Genomic DNA, 19,980 nt, shown 5'->3' with positions numbered 1-19,980 from the left:
TCAGGCATTCCTCTCCAGCACCACGACGCACCGGTCGGGTACGCAGAGGTTGCCCCCCGCCTCGACCACCGTGGTCTTCTCCGGTTCCGGTTCCGCGGTGCTGATCACCACCTCCCAGCGCTGCCCGAACTCGGGGCCGGGGACGGTGAAGTCCAGCGGCGCGTCGTGGGCGTTGAAGCAGAGCAGGAAGGAGGCGTCCACGTGCCGCTGGCCGTACGGGCCGCGCTCGCGGATGCCCTCGCCGTTGACGAAGAGCGCGACGGAGCGGCCGAAGTCGTTGCCCCAGTCCTCGCCGGTCATCTCCCGCCCGTCGGGGGTGTACCAGGCCAGGTCCGGCAGGGGCTCGTCGACCAGCCGGGAGCGCACCGGCAGGCCGGTGAAGAAGCGCCGCCGGCGGAACACCTGGTGGCGGCGGCGGAAGTCGACCAGCTTGCGGGCGAACTCCAGCAGCTCGGTGTCGGCGTCGTCCCAGTCGATCCAGGCCAGCTCGCTGTCCTGGCAGTAGGCGTTGTTGTTGCCGCGCTGGGTGCGGCCCAGTTCGTCGCCGTGGCCGATCATCGGCACGCCCTGCGACAGCACCAGGGTGGCCAGGAAGTTGCGCCGCTGCCGGGCCCGCAGGGCGCGTACGGCCTCGTCGTCGCTGTCGCCCTCGACGCCGCAGTTCCAGGACCGGTTGTGGCTCTCGCCGTCGCGGTTGTCCTCGCCGTTGGCCTCGTTGTGCTTGTCGTTGTACGACACCAGGTCGCGCAGCGTGAACCCGTCGTGGCAGGTGACGAAGTTGATGCTGTGGAAGGGGCGGCGCCCGTCGTCCTGGTAGAGGTCGGCGGAGCCGGAGATGCGGGAGGCGAACTCGGCGAGGGTGGCCGGCTCCCCGCGCCAGAAGTCGCGCACGGTGTCGCGGTACTTGCCGTTCCACTCGGTCCACACCGGCGGGAAGTTGCCCACCTGGTAGCCGCCCGGCCCGACGTCCCACGGCTCGGCGATCAGCTTGACCTGACTGACCACCGGGTCCTGCTGCACCACCTCGAAGAAGGTGGAGAGGCGGTCGACCTCGTAGAACTCGCGGGCGAGGGTGGCGGCGAGGTCGAAGCGGAACCCGTCGACGTGCATCTCGGTCACCCAGTAGCGCAGCGAATCCATGATCAGCTGGAGCGAGTGGGGGCTGCGCACGTTGAGGCTGTTGCCGGTGCCGGTGTAGTCGACGTAGTAGCGGCGGTCGTCCTCGCTGAGCCGGTAGTAGCTGGCGTTGTCGACGCCCTTGAAGCTCAGCGTCGGGCCGAGGTGGTTGCCCTCGGCGGTGTGGTTGTAGACCACGTCGAGGATGACCTCGATGCCGGCGGCGTGCAGCGCCTTGACCATGCCCCGGAACTCCTGCACCTGCTGGCCGAGGTGCCCGAGCGCCGAGTAGCCGTGGTGCGGGGCGAAGAAACCGATGGTGTTGTAGCCCCAGTAGTTGCGCAGCCCCATGTCGACCAGCCGGTGGTCGTGCACGAACTGGTGCACCGGCATCAGCTCGACGGCGGTCACGCCGAGCTGCGTCAGGTATTCGATCATCGGCGGCGAGGCGAGGCCCGCGTACGTGCCGCGCAGCTCGTCGGGGATGTCCGGGTGGCGCATCGTCAGGCCGCGCACGTGCGCCTCGTAGATCACCGAGTGGTGGTAGGGGATGCGCGGCGGCGAGTCGTTGCCCCAGTCGAAGTAGGGGTTCACCACCACCGACTTCGGCATGAACGGCGCCGAGTCGGTCGTGTTCATCCGCTCCGGGTCGCCGTGCTCGTAGTCGTAGACGGCCGGGTCCCACCGCACGTCGCCGTCGACCGCCTTGGCGTACGGGTCGAGCAGCAGCTTGGCCGGGTTGCAGCGCAGCCCGTTCGCCGGGTCGTACGGCCCGTGCACCCGGTAGCCGTAGCGCTGCCCCGGCTCGATGCCGGGGATGTACGCGTGCCAGACGTAGGCGTCGACCTCGCGCAGCTCGACGCGCCGCTCCGCCCCGGTGTCCCACTCGTCGAACAGGCACAGCTCGACCCGCTCGGCCACCTCGGAGAAGATGGCGAAGTTGGTGCCCATCCCGTCGTAGGTGGCCCCGAGGGGGTACCGCTCACCCGGCCAGACCTGCATGTCGCTCCTTCGCGAGATCATGAGCGCGCACCGCACCATGAGCGCACCACACGGCGGGGGCCGGCGGCGCGCGTGCGCGGGTATTGCCCCGCGCGTTCCGCCGCCAATCCACCCGATCGGCCGATGACCGGAATCCACCCGACTGACACGACCCGGGACTTTCAGGTGTCCTCCGTCACCTTGGCCCCTTTCGAGATGCGGGATCGGCCCGGATGCCTTTTGCTTGTCGCGGGGCGCGCCCGCGCGTCTCCAGTCGGCCCTTCGGCCATCCCCACCACTCTTTCGCCGCCACCGCCGTCGGCGCGTTCCACCATGCATGGACGGAGATTGATGTGACGACCCTGCGGGTCGAGCAGTCCACCACCACCCCGGGTCGGGTCCACCGACCCACCCTCACCTCCCGGCCCCAACTCCCGACGGCGGCCGGACCGGGCACGCCCCCGCAGACGCGCCGCATCCTCATGCTCTCCTGGGAGTACCCGCCGGTCCTGGTCGGCGGCCTCGGCCGGCACGTGCACGCCCTGTCGGTCGCCCTGGCCGCCGCCGGCCACGAGGTCACCGTCGTCACCCGCCACACCGAGGGCGCACCCCTGGAGGAGTACGCCGACGGCGTACGCATCGTCCGTGCCGCCGAGGACCCGGTCACCTTCCCGCTGGCCACCTCCTCCCTGCTGGCCTGGACCATGGCGTTCAACCACACCCTCACCCGCGCCGCCCTGCGCGCCACCGAGGCCGGCTCCTACGACGTCATCCACGCCCACGACTGGCTCGTCGCGCACACCGCGATGACCCTGCGCGAGCACCTGGACATTCCGCTGGTCAGCACGATCCACGCCACCGAGGCCGGCCGGCACCAGGGCTGGCTGCCGGAGGAGATGAACCGCACCATCCACGGCGTCGAGCACTGGCTGGCCGGCGAGTCGGGTCGGGTCATCGTCTGCTCCGGCTACATGCGCGACGAGGTCACCGGGCTGTTCGGCGTACCGGCCGGCCGGGTCGACGTGGTGCCCAACGGCGTGGAGCCGCACCGCTGGCGCGTCCCCGCCGCCGCCGTGGCGAGCGCCCGCGCCCGCTTCGCCGGGGACGGGCCGCTGGTCACCTTCGCCGGCCGGCTGGTCTACGAGAAGGGCGTGCAGCACCTGATCGCCGGGCTGCCCCGGCTACGCGAGCGGCACCCCGGGCTGCGCGCGGTCATCGTCGGCGACGGGCCGTACCGTGGGGAACTGGAAGCCGAGGTGCACCGCCTGGGCCTCGGTGGCACGGTCAGCCTCCCCGGCTTCCTCGGCGGCACCGACCTGCCCGCCGTGATGGCCGCGTCGGACTGCTTCGCCGTGCCGAGCATCTACGAGCCGTTCGGCATGGTGGCCCTCGAGGGCGCCGCCGCCGGCGCGCCCCTGGCCGTCGCCGCGACCGGTGGGCTCGCCGAGATCGTCGAGCCCGGGGTGACCGGAATGACCTTCAAGCCGCACGACCCGGACGGGCTGACCGACGCCGTCGACGCGCTGCTGTCGGACCGGGACCGGGCCCGCCAGCTCGCCCGCCGGGCCCGCGTCATGGTGCACGAGCGCTACGGCTGGTCGGCCATCGCGCAGCGCACGGCCGCGGCCTACGCGGCGGCGATCGCCACCTGCGGGTCGTTCGCCGCCGAGCGGGTCACCCGTGGCCGCGCCGTGCCGTCGGTCGCCGAGGGCAACCTGCTGGCCGCCGCCGGCCTGCGCTGACGACCGACGCGGGCCCTGTCGATCCGGGGGTCCGCGCCGCCGGGGCCGACAACACGACGAAGGCCGCCGAACCCGTACGGGTTCGGCGGCCTTCGTCGTCGGTACGGTCGGGGCTCAGCGCTCCGAGAACGGGGCGTACGCCCGCTCGGGGGCGCCGGTGTAGATCTGCCGCGGGCGGCCGATCTTGGTCTCCGGGTCGTTGATCATCTCGCGCCACTGCGCGATCCAGCCGGGGAGCCGGCCCAGCGCGAAGAGCACCGTGAACATCTTGGTCGGGAAGCCCATGGCCTTGTAGATCAGGCCGGTGTAGAAGTCCACGTTCGGGTAGAGCTTGCGGGAGACGAAGAACTCGTCGGCGAGGGCGATCTCCTCCAGCTGCATGGCGATGTCCAGCAGCGGGTCCGGCTTCGCCATCCGGCCGAGCACGTCCTGGGCCGCCTTCTTCACGATGGCCGCGCGCGGGTCGTAGTTCTTGTAGACCCGGTGGCCGAAGCCCATCAGCTTCACGCCGTCCTGCTTGTCCTTGACCTTGCGGACGAAGGACGCGACGTCGCCGCCGTCGGCCTGGATCTTCTCCAGCATCTCCAGCACGGCCTGGTTGGCGCCGCCGTGCAGCGGGCCGAAGAGCGCGTTCACGCCGGCCGAGACCGAGGCGAAGAGGTTGGCGTTGCTGGAGCCGACCAGCCGCACGGTCGAGGTGGAGCAGTTCTGCTCGTGGTCGGCGTGCAGGATGAACAGCATGTCCAGCACCTTGGCCATCACCGGGTCGACCTCGTACGGCTCCGCCGGCACGCCGAAGGTCATCCGCAGGAAGTTCTCCACGTAGCCCAGCGAGTTGTCCGGGTACAGCAGCGGCTGCCCGATCGACTTCTTGTAGGCGTACGAGGCGATGGTGGGCACCTTCGCCATCAGCCGCACCGTGGACATCTCGACGTGCGAGGAGTCGAAGGGGTCCAGGCTGTCCTGGTAGAAGGTGGAGATGGCGCTGACGGCCGAGGAGAGCACGGCCATCGGGTGCGCGTCGCGCGGGAAGCCGTCGAAGAAGCGGCGCATCTCCTCGTGCAGCAGCGAGTGCCGGCGGATGCGCTCGGTGAAGTCGGTCAGCTGCTGCTGGGTCGGCAGGTCACCGTAGATCAGCAGGTAGGAGACCTCCAGGAAGGAGGACTTCTCCGCGAGCTGCTCGATCGGGTAACCCCGGTACCGCAGGATCCCCGCGTCACCGTCGATGTAGGTGATGGCGGACGAGCAGGCCGCGGTGTTGACGAAACCGGGGTCGTACGTCGTCATCCCGGTTTCCTTCAGCAGCTTGCCCACCCCGATGCCGGCGGGGCCCTCGACCGCGGATTGCACCGGCATCGAAAGCTGCCCACCGGGGTGATCGAGCTTGACTTCCGTCATGTTTCCCTCGCTTCGCCGGCAGATCTGCGTTGAATTGCCTTCGCTTTTACCGTAATCACGGTCGAGGTGACACCGCCCGTCGTGGTTCGGCGGTGAGGCATGCGTCACCCGTTTCCCGACCAGCGAGCCGAGAAACCCGCGCAATCCGGACGCGCAACCGCCAATCAGCCCCACCCCACCGCACCCCGCTGCCCCGCGCCACACCGCGCCGCCCAGCGCCGCCCAGCGCCGCGCACGTCGCCGCGCACGTCGATCATGAGGTTTGCGGCTGCGGAAAGCGCATTCCAGGGCAGTAACCTCATGATCGACCCTGGGGAGGGTGCGGGAGGACTGCGCGGGGGCGCCGGAGCGCGGGGCGCGGGGCGCGGCAGCGCGGGGCGCGGCAGCGCGGGGCGCGGCAGCGCGGGGGCGCGGGGGCGCGGGCCGGGTCGGGCAGCGCCCGGGCGCGGGCCGGGTGGGGCAGGTGGGGCGGGGTGGGTGGGTGGGGGTGGGTGGAGTCAGGTGAGGGTCAGGCGGAGGAGGGTGTTGTCGCCGGTGACGCGGTAGACGGCGAGGCGGTTGGCGCCCGCGTGGAAGAGGCGGTCGTCGGCGAGCAGGGCGGCGAACCGGCGTCCGCCGGCGTCGCGGGGGACCACGGGGACGACCGCGCCGATCCGGCCGTTGACGGCGATCGCCAGGAGCGTGCCGTCGGGTACCTCGTCCGGCACGTCGCCCCAGACGGCGGCCGGCAGCCGCCCCGTGTCCGGGTCCACCGCGTCGTACGCGGCCAGGTCGGCGACCTCAGCGGTGCCGCCCGCCGGGCGGTCGCCGACGGCGGTGCCCACCAGCGGGTGGGGCGCGGGTGGCGGGAGCGGGGCCGGTACGCCGCCGGCGACGGGGGTCGGCTGGCCGGGACGGTCGTAGAAGACCTTGCCCGCCTCCGTACGCGGGGCCTGCCGGGCGGAGCGGCCGTCGACCGGCCACGGGAGCCGGATGGCCGCCTCGTCGGCGATGGTGGGCAGCAGGTCGACGTGCTGCCAGTTCCGGTCGTCGACGCGCCCGGCACGCTGGCCGGGGGTCTTGACGAAGGTCGGCACCCAGGCGACCTCGGCGGGGGCGGTGCGGATGGCGTCCATGCCCCGGCCCTGGGCGCCCGGGGTGAAGCTGACGCCGTGATCCGCGGTCACCACCAGCAGGGCCTGGTCGTAGAGGCCGGTGGAGCGCAGGGTACGCAGGGTCTGGCCGATCAACCGGTCGGTGTAGCCGAGCTGCGCCAGGTGCCGCCCACGGGCCAGCTCCACCCAGCCGGCGCCGTCGTTCGGCAGGTCCTCCGGGGCGTCGTAGCGCGCCCCCGACGGCAGGTACGCCCACGGCGAGTGCGGCATCAGCAGGTGCAGGAAGTGCAGGGTGGGCCGGGCCGCCGGCCGCAGCCCGGCGAGGAAGCTGGTGAAGCGGGCCGGCTGGTTGTCGTCCAGGCTGTCCCAGCGGAACTTCGGATCCGCCGGCACCGGCTCGGCGGCGTCGATGCCCGCCTCCTCGGCGGTGGGTTCGCGGTACGAGTCCTCCGGGTCGACGCGGCTGTCGACCGGCGCGGTGAGCTGGCGCAGCAGCCCGCCGGCCTGCCGGACGAGCACGCCCATGCCCTGTTCCGGGGCGACCGGCTGCTCGCAGCGGCTGGGCGGGCAGAGCCGGGTGATGCTCTCCTCGGCGCGCACGTCGTACAGGCCGCCGAAGGCGGTGAAGAGGTTGTCCGGGTGCTGCGAGTAGTGCGGCGCCACCGCGCGCTGCGGGTAGCGGCCGGTGAGCATCGCCGGCAGCGCGTAGGGCGTCCAGCCGCTGACGCCGGTGGCGTTGCGGTACCAGGTGGAGCCGCCGGCCAGCTCCGCGAAGTGCGGGAACCGGGCGGCGTCGATCCGCCCGTCGGGACCGAGCAGGGACACCAGGGGCAGCTCGTCGAGGACCAGCACGACCACCGGCGGGTGGTTGCCGGGCCCGGCCACCCCGGCGGCGCCACCCTCGCTCCGGGGCAGCACCACGGTGGAGGTGGGCGAGACGAACACGAACAGCCCCACGAACAGCAGCGGCCCGGCCGCGGCCAGCCGCAGCGCCCGGCCGGGCGCGCGCCACCGCCGGTGCGCGGCGGCCCCGGCGGCGCCCGCGACCGCGGCGAGCAACAGCAGCGGTACGCCCCGCAGCGGCGTGCCGTGCCGGCCGACCTGCACGGCCAGCGCGGCGAGCAGCAGGCCGACCAGCAGGGTGTGGGTCGCCGAGCGGGCGGCGTGCCCGGCCAGCCGGGACAGCGCGCCGAGCAGCGCCAGGGCGGCGGTGGGCACCAGCGCGACCAGTGCCACCAGCAGGAGGATCTCCCGGCGCCCGGCGCGGTGGAACAGGAAGAAGTCGGGGCTGCGCCCGAGGACGTCCAGCAGCGGCTGGGTGACCACGAGCCCGACCAGCCCCGCCACCTCGGCCAGCCGGCCCAGCTCAGCCCGCCACCCGACCCGGCTGGCTCGGCCGGCCCGCGCAGCCGGGTCGCTGCGGCCACTGTGGCCGGCCGGGGCGGCGGGACCGGGCTCGCCTGCCCGGTCGCCGGGATCGCACTGGCCGGCCGGGGCGGCGGGACCGGGCTGGCGTGCCGGGCCGGGTGTCGGCGGCGAAGCGGGCGGGTCGGGGATCGGCTCAGCCACCCACGACCGCCGCGTAGAGCGTCCGGGTGCCGGAGGGCAGGTCGAGTCGCCGCGTGATCCGGCAGCGCGCGGCGAGCAGCCGCTCGAACTCGGCCGGCCGGTAGTCGGGGAAGAGCCCCTCGGGCTTGTTGGCCAGCAGCCGCCGGGCCATCGGGTCCCCGGGGTGGACGAACTCCACCACCAGGCGGGCGCCGGGGGCGGCGAGCCCGACCAGCCAGTCCAGCACCTCGGGCAGCGGCACGTTGCGCCCGATCGCCAGGTGGTGCACGACGGCCAGGGCGAGGATCGCGTCGGCGTCGGCCCGGTCGGCGAACGAGGCCCGTTCGACGCCGCGCCAGCCGCCGCCGGGCGACGGGTCGGCGAGGTCCATCACCAGGGGCAGGATCCGCCGCTCCCCCGCCGCGCGCAGGTCCCGGTAGAGCCCGTCCACCACGCCCGGGTCCTGCTCGACGGCGACGACGTAGTCGGCGTGCCGGGCGGCGAGGCGGGCGTACCGGCCGTCGTTGGCGCCCAGGTCCAGCGCCAGTCGGGGCCGGGGCCCGTCGGCCAGCGCCCCGGTGACGAAGCGTTCCTTCGCGGCCCGGTCGTCGGCCGTGTACGCGCAGGTGCGCTGGTAGTCCACCCAGTGGCTGGCCGCCTGGCGGGGCTCCAGCCGCCGGACGAGCTTCTCGATCCCCCGTACGGTGGCCAGCGCCAGCTCACGGGAGTAGCCGGCCGCCCGTAGCTGGGAGCGGACGTCGGTGGTGCTGGCCCGGGCGTTGCGCCGCTGCATCGCGTCGTGCAGGTGCACGTGGGTGGGCACGCCGGGCAGCAGCCGCCGGGCGCCGCCGAACAGCCGGCGCATCTGGTCGGGCTCGATGCCGTCGACCCGGGCGCGCAGCCACGGCTGGAAGTCCAGCCCGAGGTGGGCGCCGAGCAGCAGCGGGTAGAGCAGCGTCTGGCAGAACTGCCGGTACCCGGCCCAGGGCTCGCCCTCGCGCGCCGGGGTGAACGAGCCGACGTCGATGAACACCGGTTCGGCGCCCCGCCACTGGAGGTTGTAGGCCGAGCCGTCCTTCGTCGTGAAGCCGGCCGGCAGGGCGGCGCGCAGGATCTCCAGGTGCAGCAGCGCGGCGTCGCGCAGCATGGCGAAGGACCACTCGTACGGGTGGGAGACGAACGGGATGCGCTCGTGGCGCAGGACGGCGGCCCACCGGTCGACCGACGGCACGGCCGGCGACTCGACCGCCTCGGTGCCGCACACCTTGCCGGCGGCGAGCAGCGGCGGGAAGAACGCGCTGGCGCTCAGCGCGCGCCACTCGCCGGCGGCCTGCTCGTCGAGCCCGCGCAGCACGTCGCCATCGAGGTGGAAGACCCGGTTGGCGGGGTCGCGGAAGGAACCTGGCTCGGCGCGCAGGCCGGTGCGGGAGTTCGCCATGGGCCGGGGTCAGCGCTGGTCGGTGGGCTGACGGCGGAACCGGTCGACCAGTCGCCGCCAGTAGAGCTTGGCCGCCACCGCGGCGCCGGCCACCCCGCCGACCACCGCCTGCACGATCAGGCTGCCGGACCCCGCGTCCAGGTAGGCCAGGTGTTCCACCGACCGCTCCTTCCCTCGCGTCTCGAGATCGGCGTACGCGGACAGGACCCCCTTGGGGGATTTGCCCGGAAAGCCGGAGTTGTCTGACACGCTACGCCGATCGTCCGGCTCGTGCGGCCACACCCCGGCACTCCGGCCCAGTGTCCGTTTCGTTCAAGACCACCGCCGCCGACGGCCCTACCGTGGGGGCCATGACACCGACGCTCGATCTCATCGGCCTGGTCAGCACCGACCTGCCCCGCTCGCTCGCCTTCTACCGGCGGCTGGGCCTCGACGTCCCGGCCGACGCTGGCGCCGCGCCGCACGTGGAGGTCGCCCTGCCCGGCGGCCTGCGGCTGGCATGGGACACCGTCGAGACCATCCGCGCGTTCGACCCGGACTTCACGCCTAGAAGCGGCGGCGGGGCCAGCCTCGCCTTCCGCTGCGCCGACCCGGCGGAGGTCGACCGGCTCTACGCGGACCTGGTCGCCGAGGGCCACGAGGGTCACCTGCCCCCGTGGGACGCCTACTGGGGCCAGCGGTACGCGGTGGTGCGTGACCCCGACGGCAACGGCGTGGACCTGTTCGCCCCGCTCCCCCGGAGCTGAACACGCGCCGGCGTCGTCGGACATCGCAGTCGCCGGAGCAACGTCGGTCAGGCGATGAACCGCACCTCCGGGAAGGCCGGATCCGGGTTGGCGAGCAGGCGCTGCCGACGACGGCGCAGGTGCAGGTCGAAGAAGGCGAGTGGGTACGCCTGCTGGATGCGTACCGCCCGGGTCGGGTCGAGGGTGCCGATCCAGCCCCGCAGCCGCTCCTCGCTCATCCCGATGATCGTCGCCAGTTGCGGGATCAGCCACTGGTGGTCGCAGTACGACCCGTGGGCCGCGCCTTCGGCGTGCACGTTGAGGCGCCACCCACGCAGGTGCGACCAGAACTCCTCGACGCTCGGCTCGGTGGCCCGGCTGAAGTCGGCGGTCATCAGCATGAACGGCGGTCGAGGTCGGTGACCGGCGGGGCCGATTCCATCGGGCCGTCGAGGCTGAGCCCGGCCCGCACACGCTGGTCGGCGTTCATGACGAGGGCGGTCGCGGTCGCGCCCTTCGACCAGCCGAACATGCCGATGCGCCGTAGGTCGAGCGCGGCACCCAGGCCGGCCGGCAGTGGACGGCACTCGGCGTCGGGGTTACGGCCGGCGGCGAGGTCCTCGATGCGGTCGATGACGAACCGGACGTCGTGGGCGGAGTCCCATGGCGTGAACGACATGTCGTTGTCGGGGACGGTGAGTCGGCCATCGGGGAACTCGCCGTACGAGTCGTACGTGTGATCCACCGTGACGACGGCGTAGCCGTGGCTGGCGAGTTCCTGGACCACGATGGTGGTCTCCGATCGGTGACCATTGTTGCCGTGGGAGAACACGACCACGGGCAGCCGGCCGGGTGCCCGCAGTGCCGGAGCTCCCTCGTGACCGACCGTGAGGGGCGCCGCCGCGACGTCGGCGTCGAAGTCGCTGGACACGAGCAGCGCGCGCGTCGGCGCGTCAGGCAGCCACTGCGCCAGGGGGTGACGCCGGGCGTCCCCGGTGGCGGGGTACCAGACACCGGCCATCAGTTCGCGGTGGCGCCCCGGGCCGGCGACCGGGTCCGGGCGGGACCTGTCCACGAGGTGCAGCGCCACGGTGCCCACCGCGTGCGGCCCGGTGGGTCGGGGCAGCGTGAGCCGCGGCTGGCCGGGCGTTGCGCCTGCCGGGGCGGCCCACCCTCGGCCGGTGCCGGCGAACGGGACGGCCGCACCGGTGGCGAGCGTGGCTGCGAGCAGCTGTCGGCGGGTCAGTGCGGTGGTCATCGTTCCTCCGGGGTGTCGGTGTCCTCGACTCGCGCGATGAGGGCCTTCAGAGGCGGCCCTTGGTGCACCTCGTCGTCGTGGTCGGCGACCGGCGCGAAGCCGCGTCCGCCCACCAGGTGCCAGCGGGATCGCCGACGACGGGAATCGCCCCTGAAGTCATGCCAACAGGTTTCCATAACAAACCTGTTGGCGATAGCCCTCCACATGCTCGTATCGATGCACGATTCGGCGCCGCTCGGGAGCCGGGACGGCGACGCTGTGCCGTGGCCACCGGTCGAGATGTTCCGACACGATCGCCGGGCGTTCAGGAAACGACCCCGCTCAGCGAGGCAGCAGGGCGGTCGGCGGCACCCCGGCCAGGTCCCGCACGTCCCGGGTGAGATGGGCCTGGTCGGCATAGCCACAGCGGGCCGCCACCTCGGCCAGCGGCGTGCCGGCGCGGGCCAGCGCCAGCGCCCGCCCCATCCGCAGGATCCGGGCCAGCGTCTTCGGGCCGTACCCGAACAGGTCCCGGCAGCGGCGGTGCAGCCCGCGCGGGTCGAGGCCGGTGGCGGCGGCGGTCGCGGTCACGGTGGCGCCGGCGGCCAGCGCGGCGGCGACCCGGGCCCCGAGCGGATCGGGCCCGCCGGCGGCGCCCAGCCGCCGTACGGCGATCTCCGTCAGCGCGGCGGCCGGGGCGGCCTCCACCCGCCGGGCCAGCCGGGCGGCCTCCCGCTCGCCCCACAGGTCGGCCAGGGCGACCCTGCGGTCGCGCAGCTCGACGGCCGGTACGCCGAGCACGGCGGGCCCGGTGCCCGGCGGGAACCGCAGCCCCACCCAGCGCTCCGCCGGACCGCCGCCGCTGAGGTGCGCCCTGCGGTCCGGCCCGGCCACCAGCAGCCCGACGCGGCTCGACCAGAGCAGGTCGACGCAGCCGTCGGGGAGCACCCGGGTCGGGGCGGCGCCCGCCGTCGTGGCGCTGGTCCAGAGCACCGCGCCGGCGAACCCGGCCGGACGTTCCCGGTACATGCCGCCCAGCCTGCCACGGCCGGGCTAGCCTCCGGGTGTGCGATGGTCGGTGCTGGACGCTCCCCTCGACTCCTCCGGACGCGGCCGGGGCGAGCACCGGGCACCCGCCGCGCTGCGGTCCGCCGGGCTGCTGGGCCGGCTGGGCGTGGCCGACGCCGGCGCGGTGGACGCCCTGATCACCGACCCGGTACGGGATCCGGAGACCGGGGTGATCGGCGTCGACCAGCTGCGCCGCGCCGCCCGGGCGATCGCCGTACGGGTGACGACGCTGGTCGGCACCGGGCGCCACCCGCTGGTGCTCGGCGGCGACTGCGCGATTCTGCCGGGCATCCTCCAGGGGCTTCCCGCCAGCTTCGACCTGTGGTTCCTCGACGCCCACCTCGACTTCGAGGACGGCCGCACCTCGCCCACGGGCGAGGCGGCCGACATGGACCTGTCGATCGTCACCGACCACGGCCCGGCGGGGGTCCTCGACCGGGAGGGACCGCTGGTCGACCCCGACCAGGTGCACGTGCTCGGCCACCGGCCGCTCGACCGGGCCGTGGACGGCCGGGAGGCCTCCCGGCTCGACCCGGCCGTGCACCTGGTGCCGGCCACCCGGCTGCGGGGCACCGACGCGGCGGAGCAGGGCCGGGACCTCGCGGTCGGTACGACGCCGGCCTGGCTGCATCTCGACCTCGACGTGCTCGACCCGCTCGTGCTCCCGGCGGTCAGCTACCCGGAGCCCGACGGACTGGACTGGGCCGACCTGATCGCGCTGGCCCGGCCCCTGGTGCGCTCGGGCCGGCTGATCGGGATGAGCGTCACCGACTTCAACGCCGACGAGGACCCGGACGGGCGGCACGCGGAACGCGTCGGGCAGGCCCTCGCCGAACTGCTGGCCGACTGAACGCGCCCGTCGGTCGCCGCGGTGACGGCCGGCTGCGGCGCCCCGGACGCGACCGACACGGAACTCCGGGACGCGGGCGAGCGGCGCGCCGGCGGTCCCGGGGACGGGCGTGCGGGCTCAGGCGTCGGTGGTGGCGCCCGGCAGCCGGACGGTGAACACCGTACGCCCCGGCCGGCTGTCCAGCCCGACCGAGCCGTGGTGGGCCTCCACCACGGCGGCCACGATCGCCAGCCCCAGGCCCGTACTGCCGTGCGCCCGGGACCGGGAGCTGTCGCCCCGGGAGAAGCGTTCGAACACCTCGGCCCGCAGCGCCGGCGGCACCCCGGGCCCGTCGTCGGCGACGGCGAGCACGGCGGCGGCGGCGGTCACCCGCAGGGTGGTGGTGACCGTGGTGCCGGGCGGGGTGTGCACGCGGGCGTTGGCCAGCAGGTTCGCCAGCACCTGGTGCAGCCGGGCCGGGTCGCCGGGGACCCGGACGAGCACGTCCGGCAGGTCGAGGCGCCAGCGGTGCTCCGGCCCCGCCACGTGGGCGTCGTCGACCGCGTCCACCGTCAGGGCGGACAGGTCCACCGGCTCGACCGCGAGGGGGCGGCCCGAGTCGAGCCGGGCGAGCAGCAGCAGGTCGTCCACGAGGCTGGTCATCCGGGCGCTCTCGGACTCGACCCGGCGCAGCGCGTGGGCCACGTCGGGCGGCACCTCGTCCCGGCCCCGCCGGGCGACCTCGGCGTACCCCCGGATGGCCGCCAGCGGGGTGCGCAGCTCGTGGCTGGCGTCGGCGACGAACTGGCGTACCCGGGTCTCGCTGGCCTGGCGGGCGGCGAGCGCGGCGCCGACGTGCCCCAGCATCCGGTTGAGCGCCGCGCCCACCTGCCCGACCTCGGTGCGCGGGTCGGTGTCGGCTTGCGGGACCCGCACCGACAGCGCCACCTCGCCGCGGTCCAGGGGCAGCTCGCTGACCCGGCCGGCGGTGGCGGCGACCCGGCGCAGCGGGCGCAGGGTCGCCCGCACGATCAGGGCACCCGCCCCACCGGCGACCAGCAGCCCCGCGGCGGCCACGCCGACCTGCGCGGCGACCAGCCACCACACGGTCTCCGACACTCCCGACAGCGGCAGACCCAGCACCCGCACGGTCCCGCCCGGAAGCTGGCGTGCCACCACCCGGTAGTCGCCGCGCCCGCCCAGCTCCCGGGTGCGGGGCCGGCCGTCCGTGGGCAGGTCCGCGAGCTCGGCCAGGTCCTCGGCGGGGACGGCCTGTTCCGCCCTGCCCGCCAGGATCCAGGCCCGTACGACCCGGCCGTCGACCACCTCGGCGGCGACGGTCCCCGGCGGCAGGCCCCGGGGGATCCGCGCGTCCGGCCCGCCGGTGCCGCCGCGCGGCCACTCGACGGGCGCTGGCCCGCCCCACCCGGGGGCGGCGCGCATCGGCGCCAACTGCTCGTCGACCCGGTCGATCAGGAAATGTCGCAACGCGACCGTGGTGATCCCGCCGATGGCGACGCTGACCAGGGCCAGCAGGGCGACCAGGATGAGCACCAGGCGGGTCCGCAGCGACAGCCCGGCCAGCCGGCGGCGCAGCCGGCCGGCGGGGCGCTCACTCCGCCGGTCGAAGGACATACCCCGCGCCGCGCAGCGTGTGGATCATCGGCTTGCGGCCCGCGTCGATCTTCTTCCGCAGGTACGAGATGTACAGCTCCACCACGTTGGCCTGACCGCCGAAGTCGTAGTGCCAGACCCGGTCGAGGATCTGCGCCTTGCTGAGCACCCGGCGCGGGTTGCGCATGAGGTAACGCAGCAGCTCGAACTCGGTGGCGGTGAGCGTGATGGGGCAGCCGTCGCGGGACACCTCGTGGCTGTCCTCGTCGAGGCTGAGGTCGCCGACGGTGAGCACGGCGTCCGGGCGGGTGGCGACGGCGAACCCCGAGCGGCGCAGCAGCGCGCGCAGGCGGGCGACGACCTCCTCCAGGCTGAACGGCTTGGTGACGTAGTCGTCGCCGCCGGCGGTCAGCCCGGCGATCCGTTCCTCCACCGCGTCCCGGGCGGTCAGGAAGAGCACCGGCACCGTGGGATCCTGCTCGCGCAGCCGGCGCAGCACCTGGAAGCCGTCCAGGTCGGGCAGCATCACGTCGAGCACCACGGCGTCCGGCTGGAACTGCCGCGCCGCGTTCAGCGCCGACGTGCCGTCGCCCGCCGTGCGCACCTGCCAACCCTCGTAGCGCAGCGCCATCGACAGCAGGTCGGCCAGGGTCGGCTCGTCGTCGACCACCAGCACCCGCACCGGTTCCCCGCCGGGGCGGCGCAGCTCCACGCGGCCCGCTCCGGTGCGCCCGTCCGTCACCATGGCCCCCATCGTGCGCCGGCCCGCTGGGCCCGACTTGTGCGCCACCTGTGCCCCACCTGTGCGTCGCCCCGACCCGCTCACCGTCGGGCGGCCAGGTGCCCGACGCGCGTACTCACTCGGTCATGCCGACCGGGTAGGTGTGCACGAAACGCATAGTCCAGGTGCCGTCGGCAGCGGGATGCTCGCGCCGGTAGAGGTGGTCCGGCCCGCCGGCCGGGGCCGGACCCGCGCCGTCGGGGTGACGCAGGATCCAGTGCGCCGGCGGGGCGCCGTCGGGCTCGGCGGGCACCGGCCGCACCAGGTCGTGGGCCGGGCCACCGACGAAGCGTACGGTCACCTCGCTCATCCGCGCGCCCGCCCTCCCGCGTACCGCCCGACATCCGGCCCTGGCTCGCAAGCTACCGCAGCGGGAGGCGGCCCGCCCCGAACCGGCAGCGGTTTGCCCTGATCGGAGCCCGGGTACCGCAGCGTTGGCGCGCCGTCGCGGGACGGGCCACGAGGCACAGGGAGCAGTCGATGAGAACGCTGGACGGGCGATACCGGCTCGAACAGCGCATCGGCATCGGCGGCATGTCGGAGGTCTGGCGGGCCCACGACGCGGTGCTGGACCGGCCGGTCGCGGTGAAGGTCATGTCCCCCGGGCAGGAGGGCCAGGACACCTCGGTGGAGCGCATCCGCGCGGAGGCCCGCTCCGCCGCCCGGCTGGTGCACCCGAACGTGGCGTCCGTGCACGACTTCGGCACCTGCGGGACCGGCCCCGACGGCCAGGTGCCCTACATCGTCATGGAACTGGCCGAGGGCGAGACGCTGGCGGCGCACCTGCGGGCCGGGCCGCTGGACTGGCGCATCGCCGTACGGGTCTGCGCGGAGGTGAGCGCCGCGCTGGCCGCCGCGCACGCGCACGGCATCGTGCACCGCGACGTCAAGCCGGCCAACGTGATCCTGACCCCGGCCGGCGTGAAGGTGCTCGACTTCGGCATCGCCACCCCCTCCGGCACCCCCGACCGGTCCCCGGAGGGGATGGTGGTCGGGACGCCGGCCTACCTCGCCCCGGAGCAGCTGGAACGGGCGCCCGCCACACCCGCCGCCGACATGTACGCCCTCGGCGTCCTGCTCTACTACTGCCTGACCGGTCGGCTGCCGTACCAGGCGGGCACCACGACCCAGCTGCTCGGCGCCCGGCGGCGGCAACCGCCGCAGCCGCTGCCGGAGATCGAGGGGTTGCCGCCGGAGGTGGCCGACCTGTGCGCGTCCTGCCTGGCCGACGACCCGGCGCAGCGACCGTCGAGCCTGATGGCGGCGCTGCTGCTGGCCGAGGCGGTGGACGCCCGGGTGTACGTGCCGCTGCTCCAGTCGGCCGTACCGCGCCAGCGTGTCGGGACGATGTCGCCGTGGACGGAGCGGGCGGCGGCCGAGGTGACCGAGGCGGCCCCCCTGCCCGACTGGTCCACCCAGGCCGGCTGAGCCTCCCCGGCCTTCCCGCCGGGCGCCTGCGGTTTCACGGCCCGGGGGCCGGGTAGCCGGGCGGCTGAGCGACGGGAGGAACGCGATGCCGGAATCGAGCTCCTGGCTGAACGAGACGGCCACCGCGACCGCCGAGGGCGGCCACGTACGCACCGACGACGGGAGCCTCTCCACGGCCCTGGCGTCCCCGCTGGCGCCACACTGCTCGGGGCTGACCCCGGAGCAGCTGCTCGCCGCCGCCTTCGCGTCCTGCCTGCACCACGCGGCGGTGGAGGCGGCGGGCGAGATCACCGACGAGGCGCACACCGTGCAGGTACGCGCGGAGGCGAAGCTCGGACGCGACGACGACGGCCGGTACCGGGCCGACGTGCACGCCTCCATCTCCTCGGCGGGACTGAGCCGGCAGCAGCTCGCCGAGCTGGTGGAGCACGCCGACCGCCTGTGGCCCTTCTCCAGCGGCGACGGCAGCCGGCACCGGTTGACGGTGACCCCGGCGGAGAACGGCCGGCACTGACCGGCGCGCGCGGCGGGACGACGCCGGAGGGCACGGCGCCGGCCCGGACGGCAGCTGCCTCCCGTCGTGCGCGGTCGCGCGAGGTCACGGGGTCCGCGTGGGGCCGCGCGGGGTCGTCCGAGGGCGCGCGGGGTCGCAGGGTCGCCACGGGGACGACCGGTGGTCGTCCGGGCGGCCTGAGGCGACCTCCACCGTTCGGTGGAGGTCCGACCGCGCCCGCGCTTTCCCGACCATGATCGACTCATGACGTGATTAGGCACTCCTTAACGGATATGTACGGAGGATCAGACAAGGGTGGATGGCGGCGTTGCTGCTCTGTCGGGCGTAATCGCCTCGCAGATCGGCGCAAATTGTGGCGCATGCCACCAAGCAGGCCGATGGCAAGACGCGCTCGCCTTTCTAGCCTCGGCGGGTGCACCCCGACGCCCCCATCGACAAGACGCCGACCCAGGATGGACCGTCCGCCCGTACGGACGATCCCGCCTCGACCGAACGGACGATCGGCCGGCATCGCGCCGCGCAGCGGCAGCGGCGCGGTGGCCGTGCCCTGCTCGCCTCGACCCCCGTGCGGGTCGCCCTCGCCACCGGCGTGACCTGCTGCCTCGGCGTGGCCGCGTTCGCCGGCACGCGCGAGGACGCCGACGCCGCCCGGGAACCTGTGGCCGAGGCCCTGGCCGAACGGGCCGTCGACGACGATCGCGCCTCGCGGTCCCTGGACCGGGCCGTCTCCCCCTCGCCCACGCTCAGCCCCAGTCCGACCCCGAAGCCGACCCCCTCGGCCACCCGCAAGGCCCCGCGTAAGCCGGCCCCGCCGCCCCGGCCGCGCCCGGTCGCCGGGCTCACCCAGGCGCAGATGGACAACGCCAAGACCATCGTCGACGTGGGCGTCGAGCTGAAGATGCCCCGCCGCGCGCTGGTCGTCGCCGTGGCGACCGCGATGCAGGAGAGCCGGCTCTACAACCTCGCCAGCGACGTGCTCCCGGAGTCCAGCCGGTACCCGCACCAGGGCAGCGGCGCCGACCACGACTCGGTGGGCCTGTTCCAGCAGCGCCCGAGCAGCGGCTGGGGCACGGTACGCGAGCTGATGCGTCCGACGTACGCCGCGCAGGCCTTCTACGAGGCGCTGCGGAAGGTGCCGGGCTGGCAGCAGATGAGCGTTGCCGGTGCCGCCCAGGCCGTGCAGGTCTCGGCCTTCCCCGACGCGTACGCCCAGCACGAGGAACTGGCCACCACGGTGGTCGCGGCGCTGACCTGACGGCTCCGCGAACCCCACGCGGGCCGGACGGGCGCGGAGGGTCAGCGGATCCCGGCGCGGCCGCCCGGCGGCTCGCTGGGGGCGTCCGCGCCGTTACGGTCCGCGATCCGGGTCGCCGGGACACCGGCCGCGGCGGTCGGCGTCTCGGCGGGGACCGGTTCGACGGTCAGCCCGTCGAGGATCCGGTCGACCCGGGCCTCGCGCCGGCGCCGGGCGAGCAGCGCCTCCTCGAACTCCCGGCGGGCCTGCACCGCCTCGGCGTAGACGCGCTCGCGCAACTGGCGGGCCTCCTCCCGGGCCGCGTCGAGCTCGACCCGCGCCCGCGCCAGCAGGTCCACCGCCTCGCGATCGGCGTCGTACGCGCCGCGCGGGGCCCGGTCGGCGCCGCCCAGGTCCAGTCGCTGGAGCAGCCCGCTCAGCGCCGTCGCCTCGTCACGGATCTCGTCCCACTCCCGCCCCGCCCTCGCGGCGCCCTCCGCGCGGGCGGCGAGCCGGGCCAGCCGGATGCCGATCTCGTCGAGGCAGGAGTCGACCTGCCGCTGGTCGTAGCCGTTCTCAACGACGGAGAACCTCATGCTGTCGCCCCCCAGGCAGCTGGTGTTTCCTTCCCCACCCTGGATCCTCGGCGCTGGGGGCGGCGCCGGAGGGGGATCGGGAAAATTGTTCACCATGCGGACACGCCGAGGGACCGGGCGAGCCGTGCAAGGGCCGGCGGGAACGGCCGCCCGGGTTTCACCGAGGCGGCTCGGGAACGCTCGGGCGCCTCAGGAGCGCTTCGGAAGCACGACCACCCGGCCGAAGAACTCGTCGATCCGGCGCACCACGTCGTTGAAGTCGTCCAGGTCGATCGGCTTGGTCACGTAGGCGTTGGCCTGGAGCGTGTAGCTGCCCACGATGTCCGTGTCGGCGTTGGAGGTGGTCAGCACGACGATCGGGATCGTACGCAGGTCCTCGTCGCCCTTGACCTCGCCGAGCACCTGCCGCCCGTCCATCCGCGGCATGTTCAGGTCGAGCAGGATGACGTCCGGCCGCCGGGCGTCGGTGTGCCGTCCCTCGCGGCGCAGGAACTCCATCGCCTCCTGGCCGTCGCTGACGACGTCGATGACCTTGTCGACGTCGGAGTCCGCGAGTGCCTCCTCGATCATCAGAACGTCACCCGGGTCGTCGTCCACCACCAGGATGCGAACCGGACTCGGGGCGTCTACACCCATC

The 19,980-nt window shown here is 74.3% G+C and carries 19 protein-coding genes; 6 read left to right on the top strand and 13 right to left on the bottom strand.

The features are described from left to right. Window positions 1–2,118, bottom strand: coding sequence for a glycogen debranching protein GlgX (gene glgX / locus CLT72_RS03700; protein WP_101409522.1), 2,118 nt, complete (start codon window positions 2,116–2,118; stop codon window positions 1–3). Between the two features lie 332 nt (window positions 2,119–2,450). Between glgX and CLT72_RS03695 the strand changes: the two genes are divergently transcribed. Beyond that, window positions 2,451–3,839, top strand: a complete 1,389-nt coding sequence (locus CLT72_RS03695; RefSeq protein ID WP_101409521.1) for a glycosyltransferase family 4 protein — start codon at window positions 2,451–2,453, stop codon at window positions 3,837–3,839. 114 nt (window positions 3,840–3,953) lie between these two features. Here the strand turns inward: CLT72_RS03695 and CLT72_RS03690 are convergent, their stop codons facing one another. The 4 genes from CLT72_RS03690 to CLT72_RS32125 form a co-directional block, all read right to left on the bottom strand. After that, a complete protein-coding gene (locus CLT72_RS03690; RefSeq protein WP_101409520.1) occupies window positions 3,954–5,237 on the bottom strand; it encodes a citrate synthase in 1,284 nt (427 codons plus the stop codon). A gap of 497 nt (window positions 5,238–5,734) precedes the next feature. Continuing rightward, the gene (locus CLT72_RS03685) at window positions 5,735–7,900 is read right to left on the bottom strand and encodes a sulfatase-like hydrolase/transferase (RefSeq protein WP_358168343.1); all 2,166 of its coding nucleotides are present in this window, start codon (window positions 7,898–7,900) and stop codon (window positions 5,735–5,737) included. Beyond that, window positions 7,893–9,317 carry a methyltransferase gene (locus CLT72_RS03680; protein ID WP_101409519.1) on the bottom strand — a complete coding sequence of 475 codons (1,425 nt, stop codon included), beginning with the start codon at window positions 9,315–9,317 and terminating at the stop codon, window positions 7,893–7,895. Before CLT72_RS03680 ends, CLT72_RS03685 begins: the two co-directional genes overlap by 8 nt. Before the next feature lie 9 nt (window positions 9,318–9,326). After that, window positions 9,327–9,476, bottom strand: coding sequence for a hypothetical protein (locus CLT72_RS32125; protein ID WP_165947858.1), 150 nt, complete (start codon window positions 9,474–9,476; stop codon window positions 9,327–9,329). Between the two features lie 140 nt (window positions 9,477–9,616). Here CLT72_RS32125 and CLT72_RS03675 point away from each other — a divergent pair, with 140 nt between their 5' ends. Continuing rightward, window positions 9,617–10,063 (top strand): VOC family protein, encoded by a 447-nt coding sequence (locus CLT72_RS03675; protein WP_199184464.1) that lies wholly within the window; start codon window positions 9,617–9,619, stop codon window positions 10,061–10,063. Window positions 10,064–10,110: 47 nt separating this feature from the next. Here CLT72_RS03675 and CLT72_RS32510 read toward each other — a convergent pair whose 3' ends face one another. From CLT72_RS32510 to CLT72_RS03665, 3 genes are all read right to left on the bottom strand, one after another. Beyond that, the gene (locus tag CLT72_RS32510) at window positions 10,111–10,437 is read right to left on the bottom strand and encodes a hypothetical protein (protein WP_486484178.1); all 327 of its coding nucleotides are present in this window, start codon (window positions 10,435–10,437) and stop codon (window positions 10,111–10,113) included. Further along, a complete protein-coding gene (locus CLT72_RS03670) occupies window positions 10,437–11,300 on the bottom strand; it encodes an alpha/beta hydrolase family protein (protein WP_486484177.1) in 864 nt (287 codons plus the stop codon). The genes CLT72_RS32510 and CLT72_RS03670 overlap by 1 nt, the downstream gene beginning before the upstream one ends. Window positions 11,301–11,621: 321 nt before the next feature. After that, window positions 11,622–12,308, bottom strand: a complete 687-nt coding sequence (locus CLT72_RS03665; protein WP_101409518.1) for a helix-turn-helix domain-containing protein — start codon at window positions 12,306–12,308, stop codon at window positions 11,622–11,624. 37 nt (window positions 12,309–12,345) lie between these two features. Between CLT72_RS03665 and CLT72_RS03660 the strand changes: the two genes are divergently transcribed. Continuing rightward, complete coding sequence (locus tag CLT72_RS03660; protein ID WP_101409517.1) at window positions 12,346–13,197, top strand: arginase family protein; 852 nt, start codon at window positions 12,346–12,348, stop codon at window positions 13,195–13,197. A gap of 117 nt (window positions 13,198–13,314) precedes the next feature. Here the strand turns inward: CLT72_RS03660 and CLT72_RS03655 are convergent, their stop codons facing one another. The 3 genes from CLT72_RS03655 to CLT72_RS03645 form a co-directional block, all read right to left on the bottom strand. Continuing rightward, window positions 13,315–14,811 (bottom strand): sensor histidine kinase, encoded by a 1,497-nt coding sequence (locus tag CLT72_RS03655; RefSeq protein WP_101409516.1) that lies wholly within the window; start codon window positions 14,809–14,811, stop codon window positions 13,315–13,317. Then, the gene (locus CLT72_RS03650; protein WP_101409515.1) at window positions 14,789–15,535 is read right to left on the bottom strand and encodes a response regulator transcription factor; all 747 of its coding nucleotides are present in this window, start codon (window positions 15,533–15,535) and stop codon (window positions 14,789–14,791) included. Before CLT72_RS03650 ends, CLT72_RS03655 begins: the two co-directional genes overlap by 23 nt. A 112-nt stretch (window positions 15,536–15,647) precedes the next feature. Next, on the bottom strand, window positions 15,648–15,881 hold the full coding sequence (locus CLT72_RS03645) for a hypothetical protein (protein WP_101409514.1): 234 nt from the start codon (window positions 15,879–15,881) through the stop codon (window positions 15,648–15,650). Window positions 15,882–16,051: 170 nt separating this feature from the next. On the opposite strand from CLT72_RS03645, the gene CLT72_RS03640 reads away from it, so the two are divergent. The 3 genes from CLT72_RS03640 (at window position 16,052) to CLT72_RS03630 (ending at window position 18,768) form a co-directional block, all read left to right on the top strand. Further along, window positions 16,052–16,999, top strand: a complete 948-nt coding sequence (locus CLT72_RS03640; protein WP_101409513.1) for a serine/threonine-protein kinase — start codon at window positions 16,052–16,054, stop codon at window positions 16,997–16,999. A gap of 85 nt (window positions 17,000–17,084) precedes the next feature. Beyond that, complete coding sequence (locus tag CLT72_RS03635) at window positions 17,085–17,513, top strand: OsmC family protein (protein ID WP_089000686.1); 429 nt, start codon at window positions 17,085–17,087, stop codon at window positions 17,511–17,513. A 412-nt stretch (window positions 17,514–17,925) separates the two neighbouring features. Further along, entirely contained in the window at window positions 17,926–18,768 is an 843-nt protein-coding gene (locus tag CLT72_RS03630) for a hypothetical protein (RefSeq protein WP_199184463.1), read from the top strand. Between the two features lie 41 nt (window positions 18,769–18,809). On the opposite strand, the gene CLT72_RS03625 is transcribed toward CLT72_RS03630, so the two are convergent. Beyond that, entirely contained in the window at window positions 18,810–19,343 is a 534-nt protein-coding gene (locus CLT72_RS03625; RefSeq protein ID WP_101409512.1) for an ATPase, read from the bottom strand. Between the two features lie 189 nt (window positions 19,344–19,532). Beyond that, entirely contained in the window at window positions 19,533–19,979 is a 447-nt protein-coding gene (locus CLT72_RS03620) for a response regulator (protein ID WP_101409511.1), read from the bottom strand. Window position 19,980 lies beyond the last annotated feature (1 nt).

This window comes from Micromonospora sp. CNZ309 (genome assembly GCF_002846525.1).
The sequence above is the reverse complement of the archived record's forward strand: the minus strand, read 5'-3'. Positions and strand labels throughout refer to the sequence as shown.

Coding starts and splice junctions, on each gene's coding strand:
- glgX (WP_101409522.1), bottom strand. CDS start 2,118: ATGCAGGTCTGGCCGGGTGAGCGGTACCCCCTCGGGGCCACCTACGAC.
- CLT72_RS03645 (WP_101409514.1), bottom strand. CDS start 15,881: ATGAGCGAGGTGACCGTACGCTTCGTCGGTGGCCCGGCCCACGACCTG.
- CLT72_RS03665 (WP_101409518.1), bottom strand. CDS start 12,308: ATGTACCGGGAACGTCCGGCCGGGTTCGCCGGCGCGGTGCTCTGGACC.
- CLT72_RS03680 (WP_101409519.1), bottom strand. CDS start 9,317: ATGGCGAACTCCCGCACCGGCCTGCGCGCCGAGCCAGGTTCCTTCCGC.
- CLT72_RS32510 (WP_486484178.1), bottom strand. CDS start 10,437: ATGACCGCCGACTTCAGCCGGGCCACCGAGCCGAGCGTCGAGGAGTTC.
- CLT72_RS03635 (WP_089000686.1), top strand. CDS start 17,085: ATGCCGGAATCGAGCTCCTGGCTGAACGAGACGGCCACCGCGACCGCC.
- CLT72_RS03670 (WP_486484177.1), bottom strand. CDS start 11,300: ATGACCACCGCACTGACCCGCCGACAGCTGCTCGCAGCCACGCTCGCC.
- CLT72_RS03690 (WP_101409520.1), bottom strand. CDS start 5,237: ATGACGGAAGTCAAGCTCGATCACCCCGGTGGGCAGCTTTCGATGCCG.
- CLT72_RS03650 (WP_101409515.1), bottom strand. CDS start 15,535: ATGGTGACGGACGGGCGCACCGGAGCGGGCCGCGTGGAGCTGCGCCGC.
- CLT72_RS03620 (WP_101409511.1), bottom strand. CDS start 19,979: ATGGGTGTAGACGCCCCGAGTCCGGTTCGCATCCTGGTGGTGGACGAC.
- CLT72_RS03640 (WP_101409513.1), top strand. CDS start 16,052: ATGAGAACGCTGGACGGGCGATACCGGCTCGAACAGCGCATCGGCATC.
- CLT72_RS03625 (WP_101409512.1), bottom strand. CDS start 19,343: ATGAGGTTCTCCGTCGTTGAGAACGGCTACGACCAGCGGCAGGTCGAC.
- CLT72_RS03655 (WP_101409516.1), bottom strand. CDS start 14,811: ATGTCCTTCGACCGGCGGAGTGAGCGCCCCGCCGGCCGGCTGCGCCGC.